Genomic DNA, 19,109 nt, shown 5'->3' with positions numbered 1-19,109 from the left:
GAGTTCAGTCCCGACACGCCGCCCCACGGCATCCCGCCACGGCGAGTCGCCCCCGAATTCCGCACAACGGCACACACCACCGGGCGGCGGCAGCCCGGGTGTCAGCCTCGCGCCGCCCCCACCTCCGCCGCGAGGTGCCGCGCACCGCGCACGGCGATCGCGACGCTCATGAGCGTGGGGTTCATCGTGTTGGCGGTGGGGATGAGCCCGTTGCCCCCGACGACCAGGTTGTCGAAGCCCCACACGCGCGAGAAGGGGTCGGCGACCGAGGTCGCGGCATCCGTCCCGGCGCGCATCGTGCCCATGAAGTGGAGGCTCGATCCGTTCGGCAGCAGGCGCGGTTCGGCGACGAAGGAGCCCAAGGCGTCGCCGGCCCGGCGCAGGCGCTCGGTCGCCTCGGCGATCTCCTTCTGCTCGCGATCGGTGAGGGCGTACTCGATCGTGAAGTTGGGCAGGCCGCGGTAGTCGAACTCGTCGTCGGTGAAGGTCACGCCGTCTTCCACGCGCGGGAACTTGCGGATGCCGAAGCCCATGTTCACGAACCCCCAGCGGTTCCCGCGGGCCGGGTGATCCGGCGCGAGAGGGAACGGAGGGGTCTCGGCGTACATGATCTGCGCCGAATAGGGGTGCCCGGGCTCGGAGAACGGGATGCGGTTGACGGCGGCGACGGGATCGGTCGGGTTCACGGCGCGCCGGGCGAGCTCGGCCTCGAGCTCGTCGTCGGTGACGAGCGCCGACATGCGGTCCTCGTCGAGGGCGACCGTGCTGATGACCACCTGGTGCTCGGTCAGGTAGCGACCGAGCGGGGCCGGACGGATGCCGGAGGCCCAGAGCAGTTGCGGAGAGCGGAACGCGTCGGCGGCGACGACCACGGCGTCCGCGGCGACGAACGACTCCTCTCCCGTGCGCAGGTCTCCGACGACAACGCCACGGACATGCTGACCGTCGTGCTCGATGCGGCGGACGAGCGTGAGGTCACGAAGCGCGAAACGCGCCGCGGTGTCGGTGCCGGTCTCGATGAGGGGGCCGAGCACCGTGTCGGATCCGGCCCAGCGCATCGAGCCGTCGGGCTGCGGGTCACCGGCCACGGGCAGTGTGCTCACGCCGTACCCCTCGGGAAGCTCCGCGCCGAACTCGCGGTCGAGCAGCGTGCGGATGGCGGCACCGACCGGGGAGTCCGAGAAGGCGGCGCTCTGCTTGTGCAGGAGGCCTTCGGCCGTGGAGATCAGGTCGTCCCACTCCTCGTCATCGATGAAGTCGAGCTTCTCGCTGAAGGCCGGGCGCGGAATGGCGCAGGTCCAGTGCGCACCCTGACCTCCGACATTGGTCGCCGCAGCCGCCGCAGGGAAGGACGGGGCGTGCGCGGAGCCCTCGCCGCCGAAGTCGAGGAGGTGCGTGCCCTGTCGCGCGGTGAACATCCCCTCGACCACGGTGCCGGCGGGGATGCCGAGCGAGGCGCGGAATCCCCCCGCCTGCGGCCCCTGCGAGCGTTCGCGGGCGCGGGCCTTCTCGTCGGGATCGGCGATGTTGCGCACGCTCTCGCCGGGGCGCGCGGTGATCTGGGGGCCCGCCTCGAACATGATGACGCGCGCGGTGGGCAGGGTCTCCAGCAGCACGCGGGCGTAGGCGGAGCCGACGGGTCCGCTGCCGACGACGGCGATGGTGGGAGTGTCGGACATGTTCTCTCCTTCGAGATCAGGCGGGCTGGTGTCGGGCCTCGGACGGGGCCGCAGCGGGCACCTCGTCGGAAAGGCGTCCGGCGGGCAGGAGGAGGGCGATGACCACGCCGCAGGCGTAGACGGCCGCGAGACCGAAGAACACGGGGGCGAAGACGTCGTGGTAGACGACGGCGATCTCATCGCGCACGCTCTCGGAGGCAGCCCGGGCCACGGCGGGTGTGAGGGTGTTGGCATCCAGGCCGGCGGGGAGGCTCGACGCGACCCCGAAGCCGACCACGCCGCCGACGATCGCGGTGCCCACGGCCGAGCCGATCTGGCGCACGAGGTTCGTCGTCGCCGTGACCGCGCCGAGGTCGGAGCGGGCGGCGGCGCTCTGGACGACCGCGAAGATGAGGTTCGTGAACGACCCCGTGCCGATACCGACGACGGCCATGACGGCCATGGGCACCCACAGCGGCGTCCCCACCGGCAGGGTCGCCATGGCCGTGAGCCCGGCGGCCCCGAGGGCCGTGCCGATCACCGGGTACGCGCGATAGCGCCCCGAGCGGCTCACGAGCCACCCGGTGAGGAGGTTGCTGACGAGCATGCCGAGCACGGTCGCGATGGGCACGAGTCCCGACACGGTCGCGCTCGTGCGGTACGCCATCTGAATGTACGTCGGCACGTAGGCCACGATCGCGAACAGTCCCGCTCCGACGACGAGGGAGAGGCCGAGGCACACGAGGATCGTGCGGTGGCGGAGGATCCTCGGCGGCAGGATCGGCTCGGCTGCGCGCCGCTCGATGACGACGAGAGCCAGGATGCCGACGACCGCGAGCACCGCGCAGACGATCGCCGCGGGACGCAGGGCGTCGTCACCGATCCAGGTCACGGCGAGCACGAGGGCGACGAGGGCGCCGGTGAAGACGACGGAGCCGGGGATGTCGAAGCGCGGGTGAGCCCCACCGGGCAGGCGCGGGAGGGCGACGAGGGCGAGGGCGAGGGCCGCCACCCCCACGGGGATGTTGATCCAGAAGACCCACGACCAGCCCCAGAAGTCGGTGATGAGCCCACCGACGACGGGCCCGACGACGATCGCCACCGGGAAGGCCGTGCCGATGATGGCCATGTAGCGCGGGCGCTGGCGGGGGCTCGTGACACGGGCGATGATCGTCTGCGACATCAGCTGCAGGCCGGCCGAGCCGAGCCCCTGCACGACGCGCGCCGCGATCAGCCAGCCGAGGTCGGGCGCGAAGCCGCACGCGAGAGAGGCGGCGAGGAAGAGCACGAGCGAGACGAGAAAGACGCGGCGCGGGCCGACGACGTCGCCGAGCTTGCCGAGCACGGGAAGCATCACGGTGGCGGCGAGGGTGTAGCCGACCATGATCCAGCTCATGTGTTCGAGCGCGCCGAGGTCGCCGGCGATGGTCGCGAGCGAGGTCGAGACGACGGTGTGGTCGAGGGCGCCGAGGAACGACACCGTGAGCAGGGCCGCGACGAGGATGCGCACGCGTGCGGGAGAGAGAGTCATGCGTGGGGCGCCCGTACGACCGGGCGATCGACGCGACCGGATGTGCCGCTCCGGCTCCCTCACCGGGCGAACGGGCTGATCCAGCCCCGACGTCCCCCTCATCATAGCGGACTTATGTCGATTTTCAACATTAGCGAAGGGCGCTCGACAGCACCGTCGCCGCACCCGAGAACGTCTGCCCGCCGTCGACGCCGATCTCGGCGCCGGTGAGGAAGCTCGCGGCATCCGACAGGAGGAAGGCGACGATCTGGGCGACCTCTTCCGGGACGCCCGCCCGCCCGAGCGGGATGATCGACTCGTTCGCCGCCCGGAACGCGGGCGGTGCGCTCGCGGTCATGGCCGTGTCGACGAACCCCGGATGCACGAGATTGACGCGGATGCCACGCGGCCCGAGCTCCGTGACGCACGCGTGCGTGAGGCCCCGGAGCGCCCACTTGCTCGCCGTGTACGCGGCCGTGTAGTGCCCGGTGAGTCCCGCGACCGAGCCGATGTTGACGATCGAGGATCCGGCATCCATCGAGGGGAGAAGGGCCTGGATGCCGAGCATCGCCCCCGTGACGTTGACGGAGAACACGCGGTCCCAGTCCGCACGGCGCAGTGCGCCGATGCGGGCGCGGTGGGTGATGCCCGCGTTGTTGACGAGGCCCCGTACCGGCCGGCCCTCGAGCGACGCGGCGAGCTCGGCCCAGTCCTCCTCGGAGGAGACGTCGAGGCGGCGGTAGGTGATCCCATCCCCGGCGGCGAGGTCCGGCGCGTCGTCGGCCACATCGACCGCGATGACCTCGGCCCCCGCACGGGCGAGGGTGAGTGCCTCTTCGGCCCCCTGACCGCCCGCGGCGCCCGTGACGACGAAGAGGTTCCCGGTGAGACCGGGGGTGCTCATCTCGTGCGCGCCCGCGTCCGCGCGCGTGCCCGCCGCACCGGCGGGGCGGCCACGCGCTCCCCGACGACATTGACGACCTCGCCGACGCCCTCGATCACCAGGCGCACCTCGTCGCCGGGCTCGAGTGGTCGCGGGTCGAGACCGCCGCGGCGACCCCAGAGCTCGCCGAGGCAGCCGCCGTTGCCGACCGTGCCCGAGCCGAGCACATCACCCGGCACGACGACGGAATTGCGCGCCGCATAGGCGACGAGTTCGGGAAAGGGCCAGCCCATGTTCGACACGAGGTCGTGCCCGATGAGCTCGCCGTTGACGAACAGCTCGGCGCGCACGGCGAGGAAGCCGTCGGCGTCGAGGAACGGCTCGAGCTCGTCGGCCGTGACGATCCACGGGCCGAGCGTCATCGCGAAGTCCTTGCCCTTCGCCGGCCCCAGGCGCACCTTCATCTCGCGGGACTGCAGGTCGCGCGCCGACCAGTCGTTCATGACCGTGTAGCCGAAGATGTGGGCGGCGGCGGAGTCGGCATCCAGGTTCTCGCCGTCGGAACCGGGAACCGCCCCGATGACGACGGCGAGTTCGAGCTCGACGTCGAGGCGCTGCGTCTCGGGGATCGCGACGACGTCACCGGTCGCCCGCACGGTGTGGGGGTTGGTGAAGTAGAACGTCGGCGCCTCGTACCACTCGGGCACGACCTCGCTCTTGCCGTCGACCGAAGCGCTCACGCCCTCCACGTGCTCCTCGAACGCCACGAAGTCGCGGATCGACGCCGGCACGAGCGGAGCGAGCAGGCGCACCTCGGCGAGCGGCCGGGCCGCCGCGGAATCGCGCCGGTCGAACAGCGCCGAAGCCGCTGGAAGCCCCTGCGCGAGCACCTCGGCGACCCGCAGGCCGTCGGGGAACGGCACGACCTCGGAGCCGACGACGAACCCTTCGCCCACGTCGGCCCCGTCGGCCCAGCGCGCGATCCTCACGCGTGCACCCGGGTGCGCAGCAGCTCCGCGGCGTTGCCGCCCAGAATGCGGGCGACGTCCGTCTCGGCAAGGCCCGCGCCGCGCACGAACGCGACGGGCTCGTCGAGACCCATGTCGAACGGGAAGTCACTGCCGAGCAGCACCCGGTCGGCGCCCGCGGCCTCGACCAGCCAGCGGAGGGCTCGCTCGTCGTGCACGACGGTGTCGAACCACAGCTTCGACAGGTAGGTCGACGGTGCATGAGCGCAGCCCCGCGCCTCGGGGCGCACGCGCCATGCGCGGTCGGATCGTCCGATCGCGGTCGGCAGATAGCCCCCACCGTGAGCGGCGATCAACCGAAGGCCCGGATGCCGGTCGAGCACGCCCGCGAAGATGAGGTGCGACAGGGCCACGGCGTTCTCGGTGGGCTGACCGACCGTGTTCGACAGGTAGAAGCGGTCGAGCCGCTCGTCGAGGGAGCAGCCGAAGGGGTGCAGGAAGACGACGGCGCGCAGCTCGGCCGCCCGCGCCCAGAAGGGCTCGAGCCGCTCGTCGCTGAGCTCGACGTCGCCCGCGAAGGACGAGATCTCCACGCCCGCGAGACCGCGTCCGAGGACGGCGTCGTCGAGGGCGTCGACGACGAGCTGCGGGTGCTGGAGCGGGACGACACCGAGACCGACGAGGCGGTCGGGCGCCTGCGCGACGTGCTCGGCGACGAGGCGGTTCGCCTCGCCGGTGGCCCACGTCGCGAGGCCCTCGTTCGCCCACGGGTAGAAGTGGTTCGGAGACGGGCTGACCCACTGCCGGTCGACGCCCTGCGCGTCCATCGTCTCGAGGCGAGCGCGCACGTCGGTCAGCCGCGGGAAGCGCTCGCCGATCATGCGCCCCGACGCCTGCAGGCTCGCCAGTCCGTTACGGCGCAGCTCGAGATCGGCCGCCGCCTGCACCTCGTCGGGCACGCGACGCTCGACCTCGGCATGCAGTCCCGGCATGAGCAGGTGGGCGTGGACGTCGGTGACCTCGTCCGTGGCGGCGCCGTCGTCTCCGAGGCTCATGCGCGGGCCGCCGTCAGCTGGGCCACGCCGAACATGAGGCCGCCCATGTCGGCGTCGCGGACGCCGTCGAGCTGCCACTGGCCGAGCTGCACCGAGGCGTCGACGATCGCCTTCGCCCGCGCCACCCGGCGCTCGTGGAAGGCATCCCACAGCCCCTGGTCGACGGCATCCCGCTGCACGAGAAGCTCGCTCAGCACCGCCGCGTCCTCGAGACCCTGGGCTGCACCCTGGGCGATCGTGGGCGGGCAGCTGTGCGCGGCGTCGCCGATCACGACGGCGCGACCGCGGTTCCACGGCGCCTCGACGAGGTGGCGCGTGAACCACGTGTAGTTCGCGTCGGCGCCGGCCTCGATGTCGGCACGGATGTGGTTCCACGGGCCGTCGTACGCGCGCGACTGCTCCACCATGATGCGCCGCGCCTCCTCGGGCGAGACGTGCGAGCGGTCTTGCGCTGCCTCGACGAGGAAGGCGTACATGGTGTCGTCGCCGGTGGGCGTGTAGCCGGCGATGTACATCGGGCCGCCGTAGTACAGCTCGCTGCGGTCGACGTCGGGCGGCAGCGACACGAACGTGCGCCAGATGCCCATGCCGGTCTGCTCGGGAGTCACGTGGATGCCGATCATCTCGCGCACCGCCGAGTGCAGGCCGTCGGCGCCGACGAGCAGGTCGAACGCGCCCGCGGGTTCGCCATCCACCTCGACCTCCACGCCGTCGTCGGTCTGCGAGACGCCCGTGACACGCGTGCCGAAGTGCACGCGGGCACCGGAGCGCTCCGCCTCGGCCAGCAGGATGCGGGCCAGGTCGGGACGCGACATGCCCATCGTGGAGGGGTAGTCGGGGCCGCCGGTCTTGAGGTCGGGCAGGGCCGCGACGACGGGGGCACCGGGGCCGGGAGCACGCAGGTTGAGACCTTCGAACGCCTTTCCGGCAGCGGCGACCTCGTCCCACACGCCGAGTTCGTCGAAGACGCGGAGGGCGTTGCCCTGGAGGGTGATGCCCGAGCCGCGCGTGGACAGCGCCGGCTGGGCGTCGTAGAGGTCGACCTCGACGCCGGCCTTGGCGAGGAAGATGGCGGTGGCAAGGCCCGCGACGCCGGCTCCGGCGATCGCGACTTTCTGAACGGCGGTCATGTCAGAACCTCTCTGTTCTGGGACGGGGGATTCGGTTTACAGCAGAGCCAGTGGATTCACCGGCGACCCGACGGCCCCGGTGATCGGCAGCGGCGGGGCCGAGAGGAGGAACTCCCAGCGTCGCGCATCGGCACACGCAGCGGCGAGCGCGTCGAGATTCCACATCTCCCCGATCGTCAGCCCCATGTTGGGGATGACGACCTGATGCAGCGGTTGGAACGCCGGCACGTCGAACTCGTTCGGGCGCACCTCGAAGCCCCAGGTGTCCGTCGCGATCGCGGCGATCTCGGTGCGGTGCAGCCATCCGGCCGTGGTGAGCGAGAGGCCGGGGGCGGGCCCACCGGCGTAGTCGCCCCAGCCCTCTCGGTGCGCGCGGGTGTAGTGGCCGGTGCGCACGAGCACGATGTCGCCGCGACCCACCTCGACGCCCTCCGCCGCGGCGCAGGCCTCGAGGTCGGCGACGGTGATCGCGTACCCGTCGGCGAGCTCGCCCGTGTCCGGGGCGAGGTGGCGGCCGACGTCGAGCAGCACGCCGCGCGAGACGATCACGTCGGCGGCGTGCTCGATGCCGGTGACGAGGTCGCCGTCGCTCGTGACGACGTCGCCCGCGCGACGGCCGTTCCATGCGAAGCCATGGTCGAAGATGTGACCGAGGCCGTCCCACTGCGTCGAGCACTGCAGAGGCATTGCGATGACGTCGTCGGCGCCGCCGATGCCGTGCGGGAAGCCCTGGTTGCCGCGCTCGGCATCCGTTCCCGTGTCGGTCATCGTGTGCACCGGGTTGGTGCGCCGGCGCCAGCCCTTCTGCGGGCCGTCGGTGTCGAAGCGCTGCGAGAGCGAGATCGAGATGCCGTCACGGACGAGGGCCGCGGCCTGGCGGCGCTTGTCGGCGTCGATGAAGTTGAGCGTGCCGAGCACGTCGTCGTCGCCCCAACGCCCCCAGTTGCGGAAGGTCTCTGCACGCGCGGCGATCTCGGCCTCGGGGTTCTGCCGGTCGAGGTCGGCGGGGTTCTCGGAGGGAACGGTCACGACGCCCCCTCCGCCACGCACCGCACGACCTGCGTGCCGAGCGTCCCGATGGTTCCGGTCATCACGTCGCCGTCGCGCAGGAACCTCTTCCAGTGCTGCCCGTTGCCGGCGGGGCTGCCGGTGAGCAGCAGGTCGCCGGGGAGGAGCGGGTGGGTCTGGGAGGCCGCCGCGATGAGCGCCGGCACGTCGAACAGGAGGTCGGAGGTCGAGGCATCCTGCATCACCTGGCCGTTCAGCTCGAGGCGCACCGGGGTGTCGGCCGGGTCGACGAAGCGCGCGGGCACGAGGAGAGGTCCGGTCGGCAGGAACCCGGGCGCGTTCTTGGCCCGGTACCAGTCGGTGCCGATCTCCTTCATGTCTTTGCGGAAGACGAGGTCGCGCGTGGTGACGTCGTTGACGATCGTGTACCCGGCGACGTGGTCGAGCGCCTCCTCGCGCGAGACGCGGAACGCCTCGCGCCCGATGACGACGGCGAGCTCCAGTTCCCAGTCGTGGACCTCGCTGTACGCCGGCAGCACGAGCGGGACGTCGTCGCCCACCACGCACGCCGTGAGCCCGATGAAGAAGTACGGCTCGCCGCTGCGAGCGCGCTCGTCCATCATGTCGGCGGCGAACGCGCGCGCCTCTTCGGGCGTGCGGTCGGTGTTCTGCGTGAGGCCCGCGGCCACCAGCTCGATGACGTGCTGGCGGTAGTTGGCGCCGGTCTGCAGCACCTGGCGCGGCTCGACCGGGGCCGTGAGGGTGACGTCGGAGAGCGGATGCCACTCCCCCGGTGCCTCCGCCAGGGCGGCGATCCGATCCCAGTCGGGGTCGGCGAGGAAGGCGTTCAGACCGCCCCCGAGCTCGTCGGCGGTCAGCTCGCGGATGCGGTCGCCGGCCACGAGGCCGACGTGCACGGCATCCCCGTCGCGGAAACGGGCGAGAGCGTAGGGGGCGGTCATGATGTCAGCCCCGGCCTTCGACGGCGTACGGGTTGAGCAGCGCGTCCTTGATCTCGTCGGGCACGCCCTCTTCGGTGGCACTGGGGCCGTCGGCGGCCGGGAACGACTCGGTCATCGACATCGGCATCCGGCCGTTTCGGTAGAAGTTGTTCGATCCCTGCGAGGGCTTCCAGGTGTTGGCCTCCCAGTCGGGCACGTAGTTGCGGTAGCCGCCGGTGTTCAGCTCGATACGCAGGCTGGAGGGCTCGCGGTAGTAGAGGAACGTCTGCTCGCCGATGCCGTGGATGTTGGGGCCGTACTCGATCGGGATGCCGTTCTCCATGAGGGTGTCGGCGGCGATGAGGAGCTCTTCGCGGGTGTCGACCCAGAAGGCGTAGTGGTTGATGCGGCCGGCGCGAGTCGAGCCGTCGAGCACGACGCCGAGGTCGTGCGACTTCTCGTTCGTCGTGAGCACCGAGAACACCGAGATGGGCGCCTCGTCGAGAACCGTGCGCGCCATGAAGCGGAAGCCGAGAGTGTCGACGTACCACTGCACGAACGCGTCGACGTCTTGCGTGGCGACGGTGACGTGGTCGAGCTGGCGCGGGGCGCCGGCGACGGGGCTGCGCTTCTCGGGACGGTCGGGGTATATCGAGGCGGTGTGCGGTTCGGCGCGGTGACGCTCGACGTCCCAGTGCAGGGTCATGTTGTGACCGAACGGCCCGGTGAAGCGGAACGCGCGGCCGATGCCCCGGCCCTCGAACCACTCGCCCTCGATGCCGGTGGCCTGCACCCGCTTGGCAGCCTCCTCGAGCGCTTCGGCCGAGGACGTCCGCCAGGCCATCGTCTCGAGAGTGGGCTCGTCGCCCTTGGCGACGACGACGGAGTAGGCGTAGTAATCACCCCAGCAACGGAGGTACACGCGGTCGTCTTCGCGAGCGACCTCGGTGAGGCCCACCTGGTTGACGTAGAAGTCCACCGACGCCTCGACATCCGGAGTCGTGATCGCGACGAACGACAGATGAGAGAGAAGCTTGATCATCTTCGATCCTTTCGGGTGAATCGGGTCGTTCCGACTCTTCTTCCACTATCCGACCGAAGTCGGTATCAGGGAAGCCGATTCCGTGGATGCTGGGTATCGGTGTGACTTATCCGTCTGAGCCGAGAATCACGTCGTCGGCCGCCAACTCGGCAAGGTCGCTCACCACGGCGCCCACGTCGACGGCATCCAGGATCCGTCGCAGTGCGAGACGCTCCGGAGATTCCCGCCGGACGGGCCGGATGCGGCGACCGTCCTCGTCGTCGAACGCGACCTCTGCGAGCGGTGACGCGGAATCCACGCGCACGTCCAGACGGCGCGGCCCGAGCGCCGTAGCGACCAGTGCGCCGCCCACTCCGCCGCCGATCGCGCGGGTGACGCTCGCGCCGACGCCGTCCGGCCCGCACAGGGCGATGGTCGTCGCCGTCGTCGTGTCGGCGCGGTCGACGACGCTCACCGGACCGCCGGCGAGGACCCGCGCCCACCCGAGCGCATCACGCAGGAGCGCCGTGGCATCCGTTCGTCCACCCCACGCGTCGACCACGATGTGGCGGGGAATAATCGTCTCCGCTCCCGCGTCGGCGACGATGTCGGGGCGCACGCGTCGACGAACGATGGCGACCGGCGTGGTGAGCCGCGCCAGGCGCTCATGGACCTCGACGGATGCCGGGGCGGGCTCGTCGACGACGAACGCCACGGCGTCGGTGAGATGCTCCCACCAGGCACCGCCGCCCGCGACAACGCGGACGGCATCGGCACCGCCGCCGAGCCGGACCAGCGGCGCGAGCTCGGCCACCGCAGCCCGGTAGGCGGGGATGTCCGTCCACACGTCTCTCACCGCGCCACCCCCGCCCGCACGGCCTCGGCCGCACCATCGGCGATCGCCATCACGAACACCGCGTCCGCGCGCAGTTCGTCATACTCCATCGCCGTCTCTCCCCGGAGCAGCGCCGCGAGCGCCCGCCACTCCACCTCGTAGCCGTCGCGACGGTCGATCGGGTACACCGTCTGCACACCCTGCGCATCGCGCACCGTCGTCCGGGCGCCGCCGACGTGCACGAAGGCCGGCGGAAACTCCACCTCGACCCGGGCGCCGGCGGTCGTGACACTCACTCGCCAGAGCGAATCCGCTCCGTCGGGCACCATCACTGTGGTGAATCGCACCAGGGCCTCCTTCGCGCGCAGCGCCAGGTCGAAGCCGATCGGGGGCACGGGTCGCGCCCAGAGCAGCTCGGGGGTCTCGGGCACGAGATCGCGGACGAGGGGGAGGTCGTGCACGCCGAGCCCGGCGACGAGCTGACGCACGATGACCGCGCTCTGCTCCGGGTCGTCGAGGTCGAGCGGCGGGCGCTTCGGGGGTGGAGCCGCGGGGAGGGGTTCTCCCATCGTGAGCGCGTGATACCGGTCGTTCGGCGAGAGGCACAGGGTGACGGTGACCGACGAGATCCGCCCCTCGAGCGCGTGCAGGTGGTGCGTCGCCCGCACCCATGCGGGGTCGAAGAGGTGGTTCGTGCCCACGACCAGCAGCGCCCCGACCGCGGCGCATTCGGCCACGATGCGCTCCGCCTCGTCGGCGGTGTCGGCGAGCGGCTTCTCGCAGAAGATCGCTCGCCGACCGGCGGCGAGACTGGCCCGGACGTGCTCCGCGTGGAGAGCGGGCGGGCTGCAGATCGCCACCACATCGACCTCGGGGTCGGCCAGGAGCGTGTCGGTCCCCGTGGAGGCGCGTGCACCGAAGCGCTCGGCGATCGCCGCGGCCCGCCCACTCCCGGCGTCGCTGACATGCACGAGGCGGAAGTCGCCGCTCGTGCGAGCAAGGGTCGGCGCATGCAGGGCGGCCACCCCGGGCCCCGATCCGATGATGCCCACGCCCCATGTCATGTCGGCCCCCTCGCCCACTTCGGCATGATTTATGCCGAAGTTGTCACGTCACGAACTATAGATGACGCATTCCGAGCAGGACAGACCGCCTCTTATGTGAAGATCAACCCATGGCGAACGTGTCCACCCTCCGCTTCGGCGCGCAGACCGACGAGGTCACGAGCCTCTTGCGCATCGTCAACATGGTTCGTCTCGGCGAAGCCGTGACCCGCCCCGAGATCGGTCGCGTCACGGGCCTCGGCCGCGGGGTCGTCGCCCAGCGCGTCGACCGCGCGGTCGAGATGGGCTTCCTCGAGGATGCCGAGTACGCCCCCTCCTCCGGGGGCAGAGCACCCCGCACACTGCGCTTCCGCGCCGAGCGCGGCCGCATCGTCGTGTGCGCCCTCGGCGGCCTGCACATTCACGTCGGCGTGACCGACCTCGACGGCGAGATCCTCGATGAGGCTCACCGCGTCTGGGACATCGCTCGCGGCCCCGAGGAGACCCTCGTCACCGCCACGGCGATGGTCGACGAACTCCTCGCCGCCGGCGACGGGACCCCCGTGTGGGCGATCGTGGTGGGCCTGCCCGGTCCGGTCGACTTCGAGACCGGTCGCCCGGTCGCTCCGCCGATCATGCCCGGATGGAACGGCTACGACGTGCGCGCCGCATTCGAGGAGCACTACGACGCCCCCGTGTGGGTCGACAACGACGTGAACCTCCTCGCCGCCGGCGAGCGCGCGCGACGGCGCGAGGACGCGGTCGACCTCATCTACTGCAAGGTCGGCACGGGCATCGGCGCGGGGCTCGTATCGCACGGGCGCCTGCACCGCGGCGCGAACGGCGCCGCGGGCGACATGGGTCACGTCCGTGTCCCGGGCGCCACCCAGGTCTGCCGCTGCGGCAAGGTCGGGTGCCTCGAGGCCGTCGCCGGAGGATGGGCGCTCGTACGCGACGCCCGCGCCGCGATCGAGGGCGGCGCCACGGGGACCCTCGCCGACAGCGTGGCCGCGGGCGACGATCTCAGCCTCGAGAAGATCACCCTCGCGGCCGGAAGAGGCGATGCCCTGGCCATCTCCCTCGTGCAGGCCTCCGCTCGGCAGGTCGGCGAGGCCGTCGCCGCGCTGGTGAACATGTTCAATCCGAGCCTCATCGTCATCGGCGGGGCCGTCGCGTCGACCGGAGAGCTGTTCCTCGCGGAGGTGCGCCACCGCGTCTACGAGCTCTCCCTGCCGCTGGCGACCCGCGATCTCTCGATCAAGACGAGCGAGAACGACACGCGCGAGCCGGTGCGCGGCGGCGTCGACCTCGCCCTCGAGCAGTTGTTCGAGGTGAGCCTTCCACGCTGGTTCGCCGAGGGGCGCCCGACGGTCGCCGCTGTTCACGGGCTGAGCGCCTGACTTCTTCCGTATTTCGACATTAGTCGGTAAGTTGTGAGCGGAAGCGCGCCGTGGGGTGCGCTGTGACACGAGGACGTGCCCGCCATGACCCTTTCCGCTCTGCGCGATGACGCGCTGCGCGCCCGCGGGGACGCGACCGAGATCCGCCTGTCGCTGCCCTGGATCCGCTCGCTGCCCGTCGCCGGCCTTCTCGACCCCGAGGTCGTGATCGACGGCGCCCACCACGCCCCCACGGTCGCCCTCGGCGAGCGCCGGCTGCCCGCCGCCGCGCTGGTCGAGGAAGACGACTGGTGGTACCTGCAGGACCGCGTGGTGCTGGAGGTTCCGGATGCCGTGACCCCCGGCATCCATGAGGTGTCGGTGTCGTTCCGGCTCGAGATCCCGTATCTGCCCGGCGGGCCCGATCAGCCGCTGCGGCTGCCGTTCTGCTTCACCCGGACGCTCGAGACCGGCGCCCGCGCGAAGAATGTCTCCCTCGACGTCGGCGGGGCCGCGTGAGTCTCCCCGAGGGTTGGACCCTGTCCGCCAGCGCCTTCAACCTCACCCCCGAGGTGATCCGCGCCGAGCGCACCGCCCCCGAGCTCGCGCTCACGCTGGTCGAACGGGGAATCGCGTCGGCCATCGAGATCGAGCTGGGTCAGATGTGGCGCGGCTTCCCTGCCCCGCCGACGCGCGAGGTCGAGGCCTTCCGCGACCGGCTCGCCGCCGCGGGCGGGCGCGTGAGCATCGTCGGCGTGAGCATCGACGAGTTCGACCGCGGACGTCGGCGGACGGATGCCGAGCGCCGGGCGTTCCTCGAACCGCAGCTCCGCGCGGCGGCTCGCGCGGGAGCCGCGGGGGTCCGTCTGCCGATCGGCCAGGCGGGGCCGCTGCTCGCGGGACTCGTGCCGCTGCTGGAGGAGCTGGACCTCGTGCTCTACGAAGAGGCGCAGGGCCACGAGACGCCCGCCGCCCGTCCGGAGGCCTACGACCGCATCGGCGAGCTCGACACCCCGCACGTGCGGCTGTTGCTCGACATCAGCATGCTCATGCCGGCCCTGCCGGTGACCTACCTCGAACGCCTCGAGCACGGCGGCATCCCGTCGGACCTCGTGCGACGCCTCCGCGACGAGTGGCGCGACCCCGCAACCCACGACGCGGTCATCGACCTGCTGCGCTCCGGAGGGGTGCCGGGACCGGTCCTCACGCTCTCCATGAACCTGCTCGTGCGGTTCGGGCGTTCCCGGGTGGACGATCTGGCATCCGTCCTCCCCCTCCTCGGGGCGGCGCACCTGAAGTTCTGGGACCTCGACGACGACGACGGCCGTCTCACCGACCCCCTTCGCGATGTGGGCACAGCCCTCGCCGCGACGGGTTTCACCGGCACGCTCTGCAGCGAGTGGGGCGGCCAGGAATGGCTCGACGACGACCCGTGGGAGACGACCTCGCGTCATCTCGCGCTGGCCGCCGGCATCCTCTCCGATCGTCCCGCAGCCGCTGATCGGTCGAGAACAGGGGATCGCGCCGAAACAGGGTGAGCTGCGCCGCGGGCGACCTGTTTCGGCACAATCTCCTGTTCTCGTGACATGGATGCCTCGGGACGCAGCGGGCGGGACGTGCCCAGCCACTCCGGCTGCCGCGCGGCGACGGAAGCCTGCCCCTCTCGCGGTATCACATGGGCCGGGCACGCGCCGCCCCCTCGGTCGCCTGTCGCCCCCGTGGAACCGTGGAGGCATGGCATCCCCCCTCGCCCTGCTCCGCGACGACTCGCTCTCACTCCTGGTCCGCGGCTACGGCTTCGGAGCGCACCTGTGGCGCCGCGCCGACCGCGGTGCGCGGGCGGTTCCGTTCCGCCTGCTCGGACGTGACGCCCTGTTCGTGCGCGGCGAGGAGGGCGTGCGCGTGTTCTATGACGAGACGCTCGTGCGCCGCCACGGCGCAATGCCAGCGTTCATCCAGGAGTCGCTCTTCGGCCACGGCTCGGTGCACAGCCTCGACGGCGACGAGCACCGCCACCGCAAGGCCACCTTCGTCGACGTGCTCTACGACGACGCCGAAGTGCAGCGCCTCCTCCCCGAACTCGAGCGGCAGTGGCAGGGCGAGCTCGACGCGTGGGTCGCGGGCGGTGACCGCTCCGCGTACGAGTCGGCCGTCGGAGCCCTGGGGCGCGCCATCATGCGGTGGGCCGGCATTCCGGGCACCGCCGACGCGCAGACGCGCTGGGCGAAGAGGCAGGCGCAGATCGTCGACGGATTCGGCGTGCCGTACTCCCCCGAGTTCGCGCTCGCGCTGCTGAACCGCCGGTGGTCCGACCGGCATGCGGCCGAGCTGATCGAGGCGGTGCGCGAGGGTACCCTCGACCCCGCCGAGGGCACCGCGCTGCACGCGTGGGCGTGGCACCGCGACCGTTCGGGTGAGCTCCTCCCGGCGAAGCGCGCGGGAGTCGAACTGCAGAACAGCTTCCGCCCGATGATCGCCGTCTCGCGCTTCGTCGCCTTCGCCGCGAAGGAGCTGCACGACCGACCCGAGTGGCGAGAGCGCATCGCCGCCGAGACCGCCGAGCGCGGGTCGCTCGTGGGCGGAACGCTCGCGACGGCGTTCGCGCAGGAGGTCCGCCGCACCGCCCCCTTCGTGCCGATGCTCCCCGCCTGGGCCGTGACCGATGTGGAGCTCGACGGCGAGCGCGTGTCCGCGGGCGGCCGCGTGGTGCTCGACATCCTGGGCACCGACACCGACGCGCGCGAGTGGCAGCGGCCCTCGACGTTCGACCCCGAGCGCTTCGTCGGCGTCGACGACTACGAGGCGCTGCACGCGTTCGTGCCCCACGGCGGCGGCGAGGTGCCGACCGGTCACCGCTGCCCGGGTGAGAAGCTCGCGATCGCCGGGCTCGCGGCATCCATCGCCGTCCTCAGCGACCCGCGCCTGCGCATCTCGGGCCACGGCCTCGACGTCAACGGGCGACGGATGCCGACCAAGCCCCGTTCCGGCGGGCGGGTGCGCCGCGCGGACGCGCCGTCGGGCTGTCCGTTCCACCGCGGCTGACCTGTCACGAGAACAGGCTCCGCGACGGAAACAGGGCGATCAGCGCCGCAGTGGCCTGTTCCGGTGGCACCCCCTGTCCTCGTGACACGGATGCCGCGGCTCAGCGGGAAGGACGCACCCAGCGCCGCCACTCCGACTGCGGCTCGTACCCGCGCGCCGCCCACGCGGACGCGCCGAGGTCGTTGCCCTCGAGCACCATGGCGTCGAAGCGCCCCGCGCCGAGCGCACGGAGGCGTTCCTCGGCCGCGTCGAGGAGGGCCTGGGCGATGCCCCGTCGGCGGTGGTCGGGGTGCACGGCGAGACGGTAGAGGTGGGCGCGCCACCCGTCCCAGCCCGCGATGACGGTGCCGACGATGCGGCCTCCGGACCGCACGAGAAGCACCGCGTCAGGGTCTCGACGCAGCAGCGCCTCGACGACCGCGGCGGAGTCGCTCGGGCGAGCGTCGTTCTCTCCGGCGACCTCCCAGAACGACAGCAGGGCGTCGACGTCGGCGAGGGTGGCGGTCTGCACGGTGGGCGTCGCGGGGTGATCCGTCATGGTCCACGACCATAGCGGCGGCGTCGCGCGGCGGTCACGACACGTCGGTTCCGATCGCGAGCGCGCCCGCCTCCCCTCACGCATAAACGCGATCCGCATGCATAAACGCCGCGTGCTCGCGTTTATGAGCGTGAATCGCGTTTATGGCTGCCGGCACGGCGTCGCGCGCGGCGCCGCGCCCCACAGCACCGCATCGCACCCCGAAGCGCAGCGCCGCGTCTCACCCCTCGCCGTTGTAGTACGGCCACGGGTTGATGCGGCGATCGCCGCGGCGGTCGGGGCCGGTCAGCGTGACCTCGCCCGTCGCCGCCCACTCCACGCCCCGCGGGAACATCCGGATGAACTCGATGCGGCGGAAGGTGTCGATGTCGTGTCCGATCGTGATGGTGAAGGACCGGCCCGCACCGTACTCGTTGATCCACGCGAGCGGCTGCTCGGTGTTGATACCGGGCAAAGCGGCAATGCCCTCGGGCGGGATGTCGACCGGGTAGTGCGACATCGGCCACACCGGCGCCTTCTCGTACGCCTCGAGGTCATCGAATGTCGTCAACAGCACCTGGGCGCCCTCGTACATCTCGACGCCCACGAGGATGTCGTCGCCGGTGACGGTCCACGTGGCGGTGATGCCCTCCGTGATCGGATGACGCGGCTCGGTCGTGTGCAGTTGCGCCTCGCCCCACGGGCGGGGGCGCAGGCCCGTCTCCCACGCGCTGAGCTTGGCTCCGCGCAGGACGTTGTACTCCTCGGGGTAGCCCCAGCGGTCCTCTTGCACGGCGGAGCCGTGGAACCACACGATGCCCTTGCCCTCGTCATGGACGAAGCGCAGGATCGCGGCATCCGTCTCCGCACCGAAGCCGGTCGCCATGTCGTGGTAGCCGTCGCGGCCCTCGAAGATGACGATGAGCACGTCGTATCTGTCGATCACGCTCGCGGGCAGGCCGCGAGGGTCTTCGACGACGCGGACCGTGAAGCGGCCGGTGTCCTCGAGCAGGGTCGTGATCCACTGGTTGTGCAGGCGGAAGCTGCGGTGGGCGTTGTCGTGCTCGACCGTCATGTGGCCCGACAGGATGAGGACGCTGAGCACGGCTCAGCCCTTCTGCGAGAACGCGGCGTCGAAGAGCTGGTGCGGAGGGCTGATCTCGCCGAGCTTGCGCACGAAGGCCAGGGCCTCGGGCCCGCCCACGAGGCGGTCCATGCCGGCGTCCTCCCACTCGACGCTCGTCGGACCGTCGTAGCCGATCGCGTTCAGCGCGCGGAAGAGCGGCTCCCACGGCACGTCGCCGTGCCCGGTCGAGACGAACGTCCAGCCGCGGCGCGGGTTGTCCCACGACAGGTGCGAGCCGAGCACGCCGTTGCGCCCGTCGAGGTTGGTCGTGGACTCCTTGCAGTGCACGTGGAGAATGTGCTCCGCGAAATCCAGCACGAACGCCACCGCGTCCAGCTGCTGCCAGACGAAGTGCGAGGGGTCGAAGTTGAACCCGAAGCTCTTCCGGTGCCCGATGGCCTCCAGGGTCTTCTTCGCCGTCCAGTAGTCGTAGGCGATCTCGGAGGGGTGCACCTCGAGCGCGAAGCGCACGCCCACCTCTTCGAAGACGTCGAGGATCGGATGCCACCGCTCGGCGAAGTCCGCGTACCCTCGCTCGATCATGGCGTCGGAGGCGGGCGGGAACATCGCGACGTACTTCCAGATGCTCGACCCCGTGAAGCCGGTGACCGTCTTCACTCCGAGCTTCGCCGCGAAGCGCGCCGTGTCCTTGAGATCCTGAGCCGCGCGCTGCCGCACGCCCTCGGCATCCCCGTCGCCCCAGACGCGCGGCGGCACGATGTCGTGGTGGCGCTCGTCGATGGGGTCGTCGCACACGGCCTGGCCGACGAGGTGGTTGGAGATCGTCCACACCTTCAGGCCGTTGCGCTCGAGGATGTCGAGGCGCGACTGCACGTAGGCGGCGTCGTCCCAGCGCGAGACGTCGATGTGGTCGCCCCAGCAGGCGATCTCGAGGCCGTCGTAGCCCCACTCCCCGGCGAGGCGCGCGACCTCTTCGAAGGGGAGGTCGGCCCACTGGCCGGTGAACAGGGTGATCGGGCGGGCCATGACAGA

At 71.4% G+C, this 19,109-nt stretch carries 18 protein-coding genes; 4 read left to right on the top strand and 14 right to left on the bottom strand.

The annotated features are described in order from the left end of the window. Nucleotides 1-101: 101 nt before the first annotated feature. The 11 genes from PIR02_06815 to PIR02_06765 all read right to left on the bottom strand — a co-directional run bounded on the left by PIR02_06815 (nt 102) and on the right by PIR02_06765 (nt 12,073). The gene (locus PIR02_06815; protein WZH38375.1) at nt 102-1,679 is read right to left on the bottom strand and encodes a GMC oxidoreductase; all 1,578 of its coding nucleotides are present in this window, start codon (nt 1,677-1,679) and stop codon (nt 102-104) included. A 16-nt stretch (nt 1,680-1,695) separates the two neighbouring features. Next, nucleotides 1,696-3,189 (bottom strand): MDR family MFS transporter, encoded by a 1,494-nt coding sequence (locus PIR02_06810; GenBank protein ID WZH38374.1) that lies wholly within the window; start codon nt 3,187-3,189, stop codon nt 1,696-1,698. A 130-nt stretch (nt 3,190-3,319) separates the two neighbouring features. Beyond that, entirely contained in the window at nt 3,320-4,072 is a 753-nt protein-coding gene (locus PIR02_06805; protein ID WZH38373.1) for an SDR family NAD(P)-dependent oxidoreductase, read from the bottom strand. Next, the gene (locus PIR02_06800) at nt 4,069-5,040 is read right to left on the bottom strand and encodes a fumarylacetoacetate hydrolase family protein (GenBank protein WZH38372.1); all 972 of its coding nucleotides are present in this window, start codon (nt 5,038-5,040) and stop codon (nt 4,069-4,071) included. Before PIR02_06800 ends, PIR02_06805 begins: the two co-directional genes overlap by 4 nt. Then, entirely contained in the window at nt 5,037-6,074 is a 1,038-nt protein-coding gene (locus tag PIR02_06795) for an amidohydrolase family protein (protein ID WZH38371.1), read from the bottom strand. The genes PIR02_06800 and PIR02_06795 overlap by 4 nt, the downstream gene beginning before the upstream one ends. Next, nucleotides 6,071-7,204 (bottom strand): FAD-dependent monooxygenase, encoded by a 1,134-nt coding sequence (locus tag PIR02_06790; GenBank protein ID WZH38370.1) that lies wholly within the window; start codon nt 7,202-7,204, stop codon nt 6,071-6,073. The genes PIR02_06795 and PIR02_06790 overlap by 4 nt, the downstream gene beginning before the upstream one ends. Nucleotides 7,205-7,240: 36 nt before the next feature. Then, complete coding sequence (locus tag PIR02_06785; GenBank protein ID WZH38369.1) at nt 7,241-8,233, bottom strand: cyclase family protein; 993 nt, start codon at nt 8,231-8,233, stop codon at nt 7,241-7,243. Beyond that, nucleotides 8,230-9,174, bottom strand: a complete 945-nt coding sequence (locus PIR02_06780; GenBank protein ID WZH38368.1) for a fumarylacetoacetate hydrolase family protein — start codon at nt 9,172-9,174, stop codon at nt 8,230-8,232. Before PIR02_06780 ends, PIR02_06785 begins: the two co-directional genes overlap by 4 nt. A gap of 4 nt (nt 9,175-9,178) precedes the next feature. After that, on the bottom strand, nt 9,179-10,195 hold the full coding sequence (locus PIR02_06775) for a VOC family protein (GenBank protein WZH38367.1): 1,017 nt from the start codon (nt 10,193-10,195) through the stop codon (nt 9,179-9,181). A gap of 106 nt (nt 10,196-10,301) precedes the next feature. After that, entirely contained in the window at nt 10,302-11,030 is a 729-nt protein-coding gene (locus PIR02_06770) for a hypothetical protein (GenBank protein ID WZH38366.1), read from the bottom strand. Then, nucleotides 11,027-12,073, bottom strand: a complete 1,047-nt coding sequence (locus tag PIR02_06765; GenBank protein ID WZH38365.1) for a Gfo/Idh/MocA family oxidoreductase — start codon at nt 12,071-12,073, stop codon at nt 11,027-11,029. Before PIR02_06765 ends, PIR02_06770 begins: the two co-directional genes overlap by 4 nt. A gap of 110 nt (nt 12,074-12,183) precedes the next feature. Here PIR02_06765 and PIR02_06760 point away from each other — a divergent pair, with 110 nt between their 5' ends. The 4 genes from PIR02_06760 to PIR02_06745 all read left to right on the top strand — a co-directional run bounded on the left by PIR02_06760 (nt 12,184) and on the right by PIR02_06745 (nt 16,473). Beyond that, nucleotides 12,184-13,452, top strand: coding sequence for an ROK family protein (locus tag PIR02_06760; protein ID WZH38364.1), 1,269 nt, complete (start codon nt 12,184-12,186; stop codon nt 13,450-13,452). A gap of 84 nt (nt 13,453-13,536) precedes the next feature. Next, nucleotides 13,537-13,950, top strand: coding sequence for a hypothetical protein (locus PIR02_06755; GenBank protein WZH38363.1), 414 nt, complete (start codon nt 13,537-13,539; stop codon nt 13,948-13,950). Then, on the top strand, nt 13,947-14,969 hold the full coding sequence (locus PIR02_06750) for a restriction endonuclease subunit R (GenBank protein ID WZH38362.1): 1,023 nt from the start codon (nt 13,947-13,949) through the stop codon (nt 14,967-14,969). Before PIR02_06755 ends, PIR02_06750 begins: the two co-directional genes overlap by 4 nt. Nucleotides 14,970-15,165: 196 nt before the next feature. Further along, the gene (locus tag PIR02_06745; GenBank protein ID WZH38361.1) at nt 15,166-16,473 is read left to right on the top strand and encodes a cytochrome P450; all 1,308 of its coding nucleotides are present in this window, start codon (nt 15,166-15,168) and stop codon (nt 16,471-16,473) included. 100 nt (nt 16,474-16,573) lie between these two features. Here the strand turns inward: PIR02_06745 and PIR02_06740 are convergent, their stop codons facing one another. From PIR02_06740 to PIR02_06730, 3 genes are all read right to left on the bottom strand, one after another. Beyond that, on the bottom strand, nt 16,574-17,011 hold the full coding sequence (locus PIR02_06740) for a GNAT family N-acetyltransferase (protein WZH38360.1): 438 nt from the start codon (nt 17,009-17,011) through the stop codon (nt 16,574-16,576). 220 nt (nt 17,012-17,231) lie between these two features. Then, nucleotides 17,232-18,095 carry a ThuA domain-containing protein gene (locus PIR02_06735; protein WZH38359.1) on the bottom strand — a complete coding sequence of 288 codons (864 nt, stop codon included), beginning with the start codon at nt 18,093-18,095 and terminating at the stop codon, nt 17,232-17,234. A 3-nt stretch (nt 18,096-18,098) separates the two neighbouring features. Next, a complete protein-coding gene (locus tag PIR02_06730; protein WZH38358.1) occupies nt 18,099-19,103 on the bottom strand; it encodes a sugar phosphate isomerase/epimerase in 1,005 nt (334 codons plus the stop codon). Nucleotides 19,104-19,109: the final 6 nt, after the last annotated feature.

The sequence above is a fragment of the Microbacterium enclense genome (genome assembly GCA_038182865.1).
GTDB lineage: Bacteria > Actinomycetota > Actinomycetes > Actinomycetales > Microbacteriaceae > Microbacterium > Microbacterium enclense_B.
The sequence above is the reverse complement of the archived record's forward strand: the minus strand, read 5'-3'. Positions and strand labels throughout refer to the sequence as shown.